The sequence below is a fragment of the Sporosarcina sp. FSL K6-1508 genome, from assembly GCF_038007465.1.
Lineage (GTDB): Bacteria > Bacillota > Bacilli > Bacillales_A > Planococcaceae > Sporosarcina > Sporosarcina psychrophila_B.
Map to the genome: position 1 here is coordinate 1,510,642 of NZ_JBBOXF010000001.1, position 12,554 is coordinate 1,523,195.

Annotated in this window: 10 protein-coding genes; 6 read left to right on the top strand and 4 right to left on the bottom strand. The window is 42.5% G+C overall.

Translation table 11 applies throughout. The features are described from left to right. Positions 1-4 precede the first annotated feature (4 nt). Complete coding sequence (purD, locus tag MKZ11_RS07400) at positions 5-1,264, top strand: phosphoribosylamine--glycine ligase (RefSeq protein ID WP_340793437.1); 1,260 nt, start codon at positions 5-7, stop codon at positions 1,262-1,264. 42 nt (positions 1,265-1,306) lie between these two features. Here purD and MKZ11_RS07405 read toward each other — a convergent pair whose 3' ends face one another. From MKZ11_RS07405 to MKZ11_RS07420, 4 genes are all read right to left on the bottom strand, one after another. After that, positions 1,307-2,425 (bottom strand): Ger(x)C family spore germination protein, encoded by a 1,119-nt coding sequence (locus tag MKZ11_RS07405; protein WP_340793439.1) that lies wholly within the window; start codon positions 2,423-2,425, stop codon positions 1,307-1,309. Continuing rightward, on the bottom strand, positions 2,422-3,519 hold the full coding sequence (locus MKZ11_RS07410) for a GerAB/ArcD/ProY family transporter (protein WP_340793441.1): 1,098 nt from the start codon (positions 3,517-3,519) through the stop codon (positions 2,422-2,424). The genes MKZ11_RS07405 and MKZ11_RS07410 overlap by 4 nt, the downstream gene beginning before the upstream one ends. Next, a complete protein-coding gene (locus tag MKZ11_RS07415) occupies positions 3,516-4,886 on the bottom strand; it encodes a spore germination protein (RefSeq protein WP_340793443.1) in 1,371 nt (456 codons plus the stop codon). Before MKZ11_RS07415 ends, MKZ11_RS07410 begins: the two co-directional genes overlap by 4 nt. Before the next feature lie 290 nt (positions 4,887-5,176). Continuing rightward, entirely contained in the window at positions 5,177-5,887 is a 711-nt protein-coding gene (locus MKZ11_RS07420) for a class I SAM-dependent methyltransferase (protein ID WP_340793445.1), read from the bottom strand. A gap of 268 nt (positions 5,888-6,155) precedes the next feature. On the opposite strand from MKZ11_RS07420, the gene MKZ11_RS07425 reads away from it, so the two are divergent. The 5 genes from MKZ11_RS07425 (at position 6,156) to pcrA (ending at position 12,547) form a co-directional block, all read left to right on the top strand. After that, on the top strand, positions 6,156-7,874 hold the full coding sequence (locus MKZ11_RS07425; RefSeq protein ID WP_340793447.1) for an adenine deaminase C-terminal domain-containing protein: 1,719 nt from the start codon (positions 6,156-6,158) through the stop codon (positions 7,872-7,874). A 9-nt stretch (positions 7,875-7,883) separates the two neighbouring features. Next, positions 7,884-8,948, top strand: coding sequence for a DUF3048 domain-containing protein (locus MKZ11_RS07430; RefSeq protein ID WP_340793449.1), 1,065 nt, complete (start codon positions 7,884-7,886; stop codon positions 8,946-8,948). Between the two features lie 27 nt (positions 8,949-8,975). Further along, positions 8,976-9,293 (top strand): YerC/YecD family TrpR-related protein, encoded by a 318-nt coding sequence (locus MKZ11_RS07435; RefSeq protein WP_340793451.1) that lies wholly within the window; start codon positions 8,976-8,978, stop codon positions 9,291-9,293. A 273-nt stretch (positions 9,294-9,566) separates the two neighbouring features. Next, on the top strand, positions 9,567-10,259 hold the full coding sequence (locus MKZ11_RS07440; protein ID WP_340793452.1) for a heptaprenylglyceryl phosphate synthase: 693 nt from the start codon (positions 9,567-9,569) through the stop codon (positions 10,257-10,259). 50 nt (positions 10,260-10,309) lie between these two features. Then, positions 10,310-12,547: a DNA helicase PcrA gene (gene pcrA / locus MKZ11_RS07445; protein WP_340793454.1), complete on the top strand. Its 2,238-nt coding sequence runs from the start codon at positions 10,310-10,312 to the stop codon at positions 12,545-12,547. Positions 12,548-12,554 lie beyond the last annotated feature (7 nt).

Below are 12,554 nucleotides of genomic sequence, written 5' to 3' on the forward strand. Positions count from 1 at the left end.
TGCATTGAATATACTCGTTATCGGGAGCGGCGGCCGCGAGCATGCGATTGCCAGACAGTTCAATGTCTCTCCTTCAGTACAGAAAGTATTTGTCGCACCCGGCAATGATGGCATGAAATATGATGCCGAATGTGTCCAGATTGATGCGATGGATTTTGAAGCACTTGCAACATTTGCAAAAGCAAACAATGTGGATTTGACATTTATCGGTCCAGAACAACCGCTTGCGGAAGGAATTGTGGATTACTTCGTTGAACAGGGACTGAAAGCATTCGGTCCGACAAAAGCGGCGGCGCTAATAGAAGGTAGTAAGTCATTCGCGAAAGAATTAATGGCGAAGTACGACATTCCGACTGCATCATATGGAACATTTACCGATGCGGACGAGGCGAAAGCGTTTATTTATAAAAATGGAGCACCGATTGTCGTTAAAGCGGATGGGCTTGCAGCAGGAAAAGGTGTTATCGTCGCGATGACGCTGGACGATGCACTGAAGGCGGTCGATGATATGATCGGCAACCAGAAGTTCGGTGAATCATCTTCGCGTGTCGTTATCGAAGAATTTTTGGATGGTGAAGAGTTCTCCTATATGTCGTTTGTCCATGAGGGGCAGATTTATCCTATGGTTATCGCGCAAGATCATAAGCGTGCATACGACGGTGATAGAGGACCGAACACGGGCGGTATGGGAGCATACTCACCAGTACCACAAATTTCTGACGCAATCGTGAAAGAGGCCTACGACAAAGTTGTCGTTCCGACTGTTGAAGCAATGGCAGCGGAAGGAACTCCATTTACAGGTATCTTGTACGCGGGACTCATCCTCACCAAAGATGGTCCGAAAGTGATTGAGTTCAACGCCCGCTTCGGCGATCCTGAAACACAGGTCGTTCTTCCTCGGATGGCATCGGACTTTGGGGAATTCATGGCCGCACTTATGGCTAGCAAACCGTATGAGTTGAAGTGGGATGACAAAGCGATGTTAGGCGTTGTCATTGCGGCGGATAGATATCCAGGAGAAGTTGTAAAAGGGGCGGCATTGCCAGATCTTGATGTTTTGTCAGAACGTGGATTGGAAGTATTCCATGCAGGAACAAAATCGCATGGTACAGGTTTTATTGGCAATGGAGGACGCGTACTCCTTATTACAGCAAAAGCGGATTCATTGAAAGAAGCGCAGGTTGAGGTTTATAAAGGCTTGTCTCAATTGGAATGGAACGAATTCTTCTATAGGCAGGACATTGGCTGGCGTACGTTTGAATAAATGAAAAGACCATTCTCCATACGGAGAATGGTCTTTTCGGCGTTACTCAATTGCTCCTGTGCTTTTCAGTTCAACGGACATGGAAATATTGAAATCTATTTCGGGGTAGAGGCTTTCCCATTTATCCATCATATTTTTTTCATGTAAACGCGTTGCTCGGTACCGTAAACCAAAACCGAATGGATCCACTTCATTTTTCTGGAGCGTCATAAGCAGGTCCATTAATTTCCTTTTCATTTCTTCAGAAGCGATTTTATTGTAGTCATCTAACTTGGCTAAAGATAAATTTTTATTGGACTCCCCGACAACTCCCGACAATTTCACCTTCATATCTATTCGTGGATGACCTTTTTCCGTAATTATTTTGTATTTCATGGAGATTGATTGGATATTCAACAACATCAAATAACCTTCACTTTCGACCTTGTAACTAAATCCGCTCATGTTAAAGTAATTGGAGTTAAATTGTTTCGTTTGGACTGAGGTCAATTCCAATGGCTTCTTATTTTCCTTTAAAACCAAAGATTTATTTATGATCAGTTCCTGTTGATCCTTATTTGTCTCAATCAGTGGCACCACGACATTGATGCCTTTAGCCAAATAATTTCGCCTGAATTCGAAAAGAAATAAGGACCTTATATATGGATTTTCAGTGCCTGTACTGTCAAAAAAGTCAAAAAGGGCAGAAGATGCCGCATACTCTGTTGATGGTTCCACTTTCAAGATTTCTTCCGCAGAAGGTCTAGCGGCAGCTACCCAAGCAATCAATTGAATATCTGCTCTTCTTACAAAATAATCCATGAAATGTCCTATTTCTTCGCCTAATAGTTTCTCATTGATGACGATTATTTTGGCATGTCCGAATTCAAGTACTTTGTCCACATGTGTTTCCAGTATTCTTATCGACTCAGCCAATGTTTCGCCCTCATGCGATAGGTAGGTGTAGGTTGGCCCTGTTGTTTCATTGATAGAACCAATGGGAATTGAAATCTTGAGCGTGATTTTATAATGCCCCTCTTCTTTTTCTGACGGATCGATTCCGATTCCTATAACGAATAGTCGTTTATCAATATCTTTGAAAGCGCAACCTGTCTGAAGGATAATCGAAAGTACAAAAATAACTGCGATAAAAACAAGTCGTCCTTTCCGCAACCTGGTCATTGTGACTTCATCCCCCGTTTCACAGCGAATAGTGAAATCAAAATAATAGCAAAGACAGTAGGCAGTAGGTTAAAGAAGAACCTTGAGTACTCCAATAACTGATAGGCTGTTAAGACTCGTGATAATACAATGCCGCACACCCCAAACATAATGACAAAAAAGTAAGGCGTTAAATTCTTATCTTTCCATTTCAATCGTTTAAAATGAAAAATACTGCAAAATAGTTTTAGGGATACATGCCAATGAATTAAAATACTGATAATTGACACAGCTAGGAAAAATAATAGAAAAATAAAGACGACACGTTCAATAATTCCATATTTCATGCGTAGGGAGTCGCTTGTTGAAATCCAGGGATAAAGAAGATTTTCAATCCCATCAAAACCACTGATCCCGATAGGTATGAAATACGTTGTAAATAGGATGAAGGCACCCGAAAATCCGATAGTTATCAGGTGTTTCGCGCCGATCTTTTGTTTTTTTGTGAAGACACTGTTAAAAATGATTAAATTTACTACGCCCATAAAAAAATACAAAGATGCTGTAAAGGCATCATAACTGGGAAACTCATTCACATGCATAATGGAAACCTTAACAAAATCCCAGTCCAATTTATCGTTGCTATACGATTTAAACATTAAAAAAATAAATAAAGGACTAGAGAGCATTAACACAATTTCAGCCGAATACAGTACACTTTCGGTCTTAATCAAGATGCCAATGGAAACAATTATCGCAAGCGAAAATGCAATTACGTAAATTGACATTTCAGGTGTCAAAAAAGTGATTAAGAGAAATACATAGGCTATGAACGTAATCAGTCCCGCGACAAACCAACTTAGGGCGAAATATAGAAGGATGGGGTAGGTCAACCACTTAGACGTGTATTCTTTCATTAATTCCGGCAGATCCTTGCCTGGAAATTGATTGAAAAAATAAGTGGTTGTGTAGATGATGACCATCCCTGCAATCACCGCAAGGACCATCGATAGGATAGCCCCGTTCCTACTTTCAGCTAAAAGGATCCCCGGGACAGAGGCGACGATATTTGAAATCATTGTAGCTGCGATTAAATAATAATAAAATCGGTTCATCTATCCGACCCCTTTATTTCCGACTTCCCATTTTTCCAATAGAACCGTAAATAAGGTTCGCCGAAGCTCTCTATATTGGTTAAATATATAATTAAACCTATAAACGATATTGTCAGTCCGGCCATCCCGAATAATGTTGAGAAAAGCAGTATAAGAACCCTGATGACCCTGACCGCGAAACTCATCTCATTAATGGGGATGACAAAAGTGGAAATTGCAACAGCGGCGATAAGCACGATCATAATATTCGATACTAAAGACGCCTCCGTTGCCGCTGTTCCTAATATCAATCCTCCGACGGTTGTGGCAGCCGCACTGACCACTTTGGGCGGGCGGATGCTTGCCTCGGTGAGAAGTTCCATGAATATAAGCATGAATAGGACTTCGATGTAGGAAGGATAGGGTACGCCAATCCTGCTACCCGCGACGGTCATTGCGAGCTCCGTACGGAAAATATCGGGGTTGTATGAAGTGATGCCCACATATAATCCGGGCAACACGATACAAGTGAACAACCCGAAATAACGTAATGTAAGTGTGAATTTGGCTATCCAAAATGAATGATAATTATCCTCTGTCGACACCATGAAGTCAAAGAAGATAACAGGTGCTAGTAGGGCAAGAGGACTGCCATCTATCATTAACACAACCTTGCCTGCCGCGAGATTGTATGAGATGCGGTCGGGTCGTTCAGTCAGAATCATCGTCGGGAAAAGAGAGAATTTTTTATCATTCAAATGGAGCTGGAGATCCCCAGCGGATTGTATAAGGGGCGCATCCATCTGGTCCAGCTTATCTTTTATCATCTTTAAAACGTTTTTTTTTACAATGGTTTCATCGTACAGAATTGCGATGGGCTTACGGGTGACGTCGTTCAATTCAATTGTTTCTACCTTTAAGGATGGCTTATGATACCGTTGACGTATTATATTTACGTTCGTATTCAGATTCTCGCTTAACGCCAATTGGGGTCCGTGAACCGTTGCTTCCAAGGATGTCGGTAGAACAAGGTCTGACTGCACTTTTCTCAAATCCAACAGAATAATCTGATCACCTATCGCAAGGACTGCGTGACCAATTGTAAGATTGAAAAGTAGGTCTTTTTCATTCGCCGGCATGCCCACTTTGCTCGGCGATGAGTTGACGTATGTTTCAAATTGATTATCAGAAGACATTTCGAAAAAAGGTTTAATGATCAATTGTTGTAATTGTGCCTCGTCGATCACTGTCTTTAGATAAAGAAGGAATGCCGATTTGTCTCCAATTTCCAACGGAACCAGAAGGACATCGAAAGAAGGTTTCAACTGTTCCATTAGCCGCTTCATCAGTTCGGGTGGTGTCGGTTTTCCTTGATATTTTTTCCACATAGTCAGATCTCCTATCACTAAAAACATCTTCAGCCTGGACTTTGTTCAGCATCTATAGGGTATCCGGAAGCAGGGAGATTCAAACTTTTTTTGCGAGGAAAATGACTGTAGAATCTTTAACGGTTAATTATTTATAGGTAAAATAATATAACGATGGAAAAGTTATAAGGCGATGGTGGTGGATGAATATCTAATCTTGGTTATGAAGGAGTGAATTATGCATTGTTTTCATCTGAAAAATCCCCCGTTCCATCGTTATGATGGAATGGGGGATTAGTTTATTCTTATTGTCATTCAGCTTTACAAATCCATCCGCCAAACATGTTAGTCGTAAAGAATTTGGCGATATTACCAAACCCTGCTTCTTGCAATAAACGAATAATTTCCTCTTCGGAAATGAAGGAGAGGTTACGTACGGTTTTTTCCATTTCATCTACTTCTACTTTAGTCATACTTGTCGTATCTAGCCAGTATGCTTTCCATAGGGAGAATAATTCGTTGAACGCCGGATCATCAGGATCACCGTACATCGTAGCCATGACGAAGGGGGCTCCTGCTTTTAAACGTCGCCGTATTCCTTTTAAATGCTGAAGCTTTTCATCTACATCTGCGATGAAATGAAGGACAAGCATAAACGTTGCAGCATCATGCAAGAGGTTCACATCAACTTCATCAATCGTTCCTTCAATGAACGTCACACGGTCTGTCATATTTAACTGTTCAGCTTTCAGCTTTGCAAGTTCGAGCATCGGCGGAGCAGGATCCACTGCGGTAAATCTCCATTCAGGGTTTGCTGGTCCTAGTATGGCGAGTTCATTGCCGCCTCCCGCTCCGATTATTAGTATCTTTTCTTGACGGGCTTTATTTGCCCGGAAATAAGCTTGTACAAGCCTGAACATGGCATCGTAGGTAGGCAATGTCCGCCGAACGCCGCGGTCATATTCAGTAGCCGTATTTTTATCAAACTGTAACTTGTCGGTCATCTCATCAAATCCATTCAATTGTGGTACTGTACTAGTTCGCCAAAAGGAGGAAGAAACCTTTATCCAAGTTCACAACGTATTGACTAAACTTGGCAACGAATCTTCGAAAGTGCATAACACTCGATGTAAACTAAACAATACATCATACAAACGTAACAACATCTGCCCAAAAACGACTCTTCGGTTGTCTGAAATTTCAAAGATGTCCAGTAAACTCTCTATTTATTTCATCAATGCTATGCTACGATAAATAGCATGGATATGTCAGATTAAAGGAGAGATTTTCATGTGGGAACCTAGTGAAGTAAATGCTCAACTACATATGATTGACGGCAAGAAAGCGCCGGACCTCATTATTACCAATGCGGAATATTTACATTCAATCTATAAAAAATGGGTGACAGGGAACATTTGGATTGCAGGCGATCGGATTGTTTACGCTGGGAAGGAAATGCCGGGCCTGACGGAAGGCGCTGAAATCGTAGATGCGGTGGGGAAGAAAATTGTTCCCGGTTATATCGAGCCTCATGTCCATCCATTTCAATTGTATAACCCCAGGACATTCGCGGATTATGCAGCGCGGCTCGGGACAACAACATTCATTTCGGATAATCTCATTTTATTCATGTCCCTTACTAATGAAACATCGTTTGCGCTTCTTGATGAGTTAAATAAGTTGCCGTTTTCGTTTTACTGGTGGGCGCGATTTGACTCACAAACGATTCTTCAAAACGAATCAGAATTGTTTAATCTGGAGTCCATTAAACAATGGATTGCACGACCGGAAGTATTGGTGGGGGGAGAATTAACGGGCTGGCCACGGCTTATGAATGGAGAGCCTGACATGCTCGCTTCCGTCAGTGCTGCAAAAATAGGAGGTAAGAAAATTGAGGGCCATTTTCCCGGTGCTTCTGAGCGTACATTGGCTCGGATGCGACTTCTTGGGGCAGATGGCGATCATGAATCGATGACAGTAGAAGAAGTGGAGGCAAGGCTGCTGCATGGTTATGGAGTGACCCTTCGCTATTCGTCGATTCGTCCCGATCTTCCACATTTATTAAAAGACATTGTTGACAAAGAGCTGAATGTGTTCGATCACTTGATGATGACTACGGACGGTTCCACACCTTCCTTCCATCTTGACGGCGTCATGGATAAATGTATCCGCGCCGCAATCGAAGCAGGCGTTCCGCCGATTGATGCGTATCAGATGGCGTCTTACAACGTAGCACGTTATTATGATATGTCCGATTTACATGGTATCATTGCGACCGGCCGCTATGCCACGCTTAATTTCCTTGAGGATGAGTACAACCCTGTGCCGACGGATGTTTTATCCAAAGGGAGATGGCTGAAGCGGGAAAAAGAATCGACCGAATCATTTCCACCAATGGACTGGTCCCCTATTGATAAATTCGCACCGGACTTCGATCTTGATGAATCGGATTTCAGATTTGAACACTCGATTGGAATTGAAATGCTCAATGACGTCATTACAAAACCGTACAATGTGACGATTGACATAAATGGCGATAAACTTGCGGGTAATCACGACGAAAACTACCTCATGCTTCTCGACAGGAATGGAAAGTGGCGTGTCAACACAGTCATTAAAGGATTCTCAACAGGTATCCAAGGCTTTGCTTCCTCGTATTCGAATACAGGAGATATTATTTTAATCGGTAAAGATAAAAAGGAAATGCATAATGCATTCAAAGAAATTAAACGAATAGGCGGGGGGATGGTGCTCGCGGAACATGGCAAAATCGTCACGACACTTCCACTTCCAATAGGCGGGGGACTGTCGGAGGAGCCGGTTCAGAAACTGATAGCACAGGAGCTGGAATTGAAAAAAGCGCTTGCAGATCGCGGTTATACAAAAGGTGATGCGGTTTATACATTGCTGTTTCTACAATCAACACATCTGCCGTACATACGTATTACGCAGATGGGGCTATACGATGTCATGAAAAAAGAAGTTATCATTCCGGCAATCGGAAGATAGGGGGAAAAGATGGAGAAGAAAATGAGAGGATTGCTATTGTTTATGGCAATCTTAATGGTGTTGCTAACAGCGTGTTCAAAAGAAGAGAAGGCGGAGGACGCTGTACCCGAGCCGATAGAAGTTGAGGAAGAACCAATCGTAGAAGTCGAACCCGTACAAGGACCGACGTTATATAAAGCACCATTTACTGGCGTTTTATCAGAAGAGGAAAGTACCCATCGCGCAGTTCTTGCAACGATTAATAACCATCCGCTGGCAAGGCCGCAATCAGGTATAAGTGATGCTGATATTGTCTATGAACTTGCAGCGGAAGGTAATATCACAAGACTTTTGGCATTATTCCAAAGTGAGCTACCTGAAGAAATCGGTCCAATCCGCAGTGCGAGAGATTATTTTGTTCATATTGCAAAAGGGCTTGATGCGTTTTACATTGCACATGGCTATAGCCCCGATGCAAAACAGATGCTGGAAAACCGTTTCGTAGATAATGTAAACGGTATGCAGTACGACGGGATATTATTTCAACGATCTAAGGAACGGAGAGCTCCTCATAATTCATATATATCGCAGGATAATGTAATCGCTGCCATGGAGAAGACAAATTCATCGGTAGAATTGTCGACAATTCCGGCATTTTCTTTCCTTGATTCGATTGAAGGTGCTAAAATAGGGGATATCGCATCCATGCTTGTTGTTCGGTATGGGACAGATCCTGATTTTACAAGCACGTATTCCTATGATGGAGAAAAAGGAACTTACAATAGAACAGTAAACGGAATCGTAACAGTCGATAAATCCAGCGAAAAACCTGTGGAACTGTCCAATATACTTATATTCGAAACGGCACACCGTACAATTGATAGTATTGGCAGACAGTCGGTCGATATTGAGTCGGGCGGCAAAGGAAAGCTATTCCATGCAGGTGTTGAAAAGGATATCGAGTGGGAAAATATTGACGGAATCTTAACCCCGATGGAAAATGGTGTTCCGGCAAAACTAGTCCCGGGTAAAACATGGATTCATATCGTTTCCACTAATCCTGGAATGGAAACGTCTGTCACATATACCCCTTAGGGAATTCATGCAGAGAGAGGGAGACATATGCAAATCGACAAAATCCGCGGTCATCAGATGGACCAGCTATTTAAAGCGATGCTCGAATTAAAAGACCTCGATGAATGTTATGAATTTTTTGATGATCTTGGCACGATAAGTGAATTGCAATCACTCGCGCAACGTCTCGAAGTGGCACAGATGCTTATGACAAAAATGACATACGATAAGATACAAAGCGAGACAGGGGCTAGTACTGCAACAATTTCGAGAGTCCGGCGTTGCGTTGATTATGGATCGGGTGGATACGGGAAGGTGCTCGGACGTCTGTACGCCTCCGAGAACGAAGAGGAAGCCGAAAAATAAATAAGTTATTATCTATTATATGTTGAAATAGAGAATCCATTGAATCCACTACGGCGCTAAGAGATGCCTCCTGTCATAAGCCAAGCAACTTCGCTGCTAGTCTTTTATCGCGTTCGGGCTCACCCTTTTGAGTCGTCAACGCTATATATTTTTGTTCAACATGTATAGACTCCAGGCGCAAGACGCTTTCAGGTAAAACCGGACAGAGAAAGAATCTGTCCGGTTTTTTTGGTATACTAAAGAAACGTACATTATAAGATTGGGTGGGTTGACATGGATTTCACTACATGGCGTCATGCCTTTAAATTAGATCCTGAGAAAACGGTGACAAACGAACAATTGGAGCTACTTGCAGAGTCGGGAACAGATGGAATTATAGTTGGAGGAACGGACGGTGTCACACTCGATAACGTGCTCGATTTGCTGGTCCGCATCAGAAGGTATTCCGTTCCGGTTGCACTTGAGATTTCAACTGTGGACTCAGTGACACCGGGTTTCGATTATTATTTCATCCCAACAGTACTTAACTCAACAAAAGTTGAATGGATTAACGGTCTCCATCATTCCGCACTTCGTGAATATGGACATATGATGGACTGGGATGAAATTCTTACAGAAGGATATTGCATTATGAATCCCGACTGCAAAGCAGCGAAATTAACGGGAGTGACAGAAGTTCCGGACGAAGAGGATGTCATCGCTTATGCCCGCATGGCCGAACATCTTTTCAAATTGCCGGTTTTTTATATGGAATACAGCGGTATGTATGGAGATACTAAAATAGTAGAAGCAGCATCGCGCGTACTTGAAAAAACGCGTCTATTTTACGGCGGTGGCATCAAGAATGTTAACGATGCTAAAAAGATGGCCGAAGTCGCGGATACGATTATCGTGGGTAATGTCATCTATGAAAATTTCACAGCAGCATTAGCAACCGTCGACGCAGTGAAATCGGTTTCCAGTTAAGACAAATCAGTGTATAATAAAGAACAAATGTTCCGGAAGGGCGATAATAAATGAATAAAATAGCAGAAGACTTACTTACAGGGATGAATCCAGAACAAGCTCGCGCAGTGAAGAAGACAGAAGGGGCACTTCTTATAATGGCAGGTGCAGGCTCCGGGAAAACACGTGTCCTGACACACCGGATTGCCTATCTAGTCGTCGAGAAAAATATTTATCCCTCCAATATCCTGGCGATTACATTCACAAACAAAGCGGCCCGTGAAATGCGTGAACGTATCGATGGATTGCTTGGTGCTGGTACAGGTGAACGTATGTGGGTTTCTACATTCCACTCAATGTGTGTCCGGATTTTACGGCGAAATATTGACCGAATCGGTATATCAACATCGTTTTCAATTCTCGATTCAGCCGACCAATTATCGGTTATTAAAAGCGTGTTAAAAACGTTGAACCTGGATGCGAAGCAATATGAACCACGCACAATGCTAAATGCGATCAGCTCAGCGAAAAACGAATGTATTGATGCGGAAATGTATCGCGCACAAATTAACGCCCACAATCCATATGAAAAAACGATTGCAGACGTCTACGATGGCTATGCAAAGCGGTTGCGTCAAAACCAGTCGCTCGATTTTGACGATCTCATCATGATGACGCTCGTCTTGTTTGAACGCGTACCGGATGTCCTAGAATTTTATCAAAACAAATTCCAATATATTCATGTCGATGAATACCAAGATACGAACAACGCACAGTATAGACTTGTTAATATGCTGGCGGAAAAGTTCAAGAATTTATGTGTAGTGGGAGATTCCGACCAGTCTATTTACAGATGGCGCGGTGCGGACATTGGCAATATTCTATCCTTTGAAAAGGACTATAAAAATGCTGAAATGATTATGCTTGAGCAAAACTATCGCTCGACGCAACGAATCCTTCAAGCAGCAAACGACGTCATAACTAATAACAAAAGTCGCTATGATAAAAAGCTGAGAACAGATAATGACGAAGGCGAATCGATTTATGTATACAAAGCGAGCGACGAAAAAGATGAATCGCAGTTTGTTGTTGGTAAAGTCATTGAATTGCAAGAGCAAGAGAAATTAAAGCTTGATCAGTTTGCAGTTTTGTATCGTACAAACGCTCAGTCACGTGTTATCGAGGAGTACCTTGTGAAATCGAATCTTGATTATACAATTGTCGGAGGCACGAAGTTCTATGAGCGAAAAGAGATTAAGGACTTGCTTGCTTACTTGAAGCTTATCTCCAATAACGATGACGATTTAGCACTTGCCCGGATTATTAATGAACCGAAGCGAAGTATCGGAGCTACATCATTCGATAAAATGGCACGCTTTGCAATTGAGCATGACCGTTCCATATTTGACGCGTTACAAGAAGTGGACTTTATGGGAATCACATCAAGGGCTGCAAATGAAGTTGCCAAGTTCCGTGATCTCATTACAGGATTCACACGAATGCAGGAATACCTTTCAGTAACTGAACTTGTTGAGCAAGTACTTGATAAATCAGGCTACCGTGAAATGCTTCATCGTGAAAAAACGATTGAATCTGAAAGTCGTCTGGAAAATATCGAAGAGTTCCTATCTGTAACGGAAGCTTTTGAAAAACGGGCAGAAGAAGATACTGGAGACAAATCATTAGTTGCTTTCCTGACCGATCTTGCGCTCATCGCAGATATCGATTCGCTTGATAAAGAAGAGAATAAATCTTCGGAGAAAATTGTCTTGATGACGATGCACGCTGCAAAAGGCCTTGAATTTCCTGTTGTCTTCATTATTGGTATGGAAGAAAACGTCTTTCCTCACTCCCGTTCAATGGGCGATGATGAGGAGATGGAGGAAGAGCGGCGTCTTGCATACGTGGGAATCACGCGTGCCGAGCAAAAACTCTATCTGACTTCCGCATCATACCGAACTCTTTATGGACGTGCGAGCTATAATAGTCCATCCAGGTTCATTGCAGAGATTTCGGATGATATTACGGAAATCATCTCAGGAAATTCTGGATTCTCCATCGGAGGAGGATCGAAAGCACGAAATGAGGCCCCTGTACGGCCGGCTGTTAAAAAGCCTGTATACAATGCAAGCGGTGGAGACAAGATGGGATGGAACCCAGGTGACAAAGCGGTCCACAAAAAATGGGGAACAGGTATGGTTGTCAGCGTGAAAGGGACAGGCGAAGAAGTTGAACTGGATATCGCTTTCCCGGAACCGGTCGGCATCAAGCGATTACTTGCGAAATTTGCACCAATTGAAAAAGCGTAATAGCTGA

Coding starts and splice junctions, on each gene's coding strand:
- MKZ11_RS07415 (WP_340793443.1), bottom strand. CDS start 4,886: ATGTGGAAAAAATATCAAGGAAAACCGACACCACCCGAACTGATGAAG.
- MKZ11_RS07440 (WP_340793452.1), top strand. CDS start 9,567: ATGGATTTCACTACATGGCGTCATGCCTTTAAATTAGATCCTGAGAAA.
- MKZ11_RS07425 (WP_340793447.1), top strand. CDS start 6,156: ATGTGGGAACCTAGTGAAGTAAATGCTCAACTACATATGATTGACGGC.
- pcrA (WP_340793454.1), top strand. CDS start 10,310: ATGAATAAAATAGCAGAAGACTTACTTACAGGGATGAATCCAGAACAA.
- MKZ11_RS07405 (WP_340793439.1), bottom strand. CDS start 2,425: ATGACCAGGTTGCGGAAAGGACGACTTGTTTTTATCGCAGTTATTTTT.
- MKZ11_RS07430 (WP_340793449.1), top strand. CDS start 7,884: ATGGAGAAGAAAATGAGAGGATTGCTATTGTTTATGGCAATCTTAATG.
- MKZ11_RS07435 (WP_340793451.1), top strand. CDS start 8,976: ATGCAAATCGACAAAATCCGCGGTCATCAGATGGACCAGCTATTTAAA.
- MKZ11_RS07410 (WP_340793441.1), bottom strand. CDS start 3,519: ATGAACCGATTTTATTATTATTTAATCGCAGCTACAATGATTTCAAAT.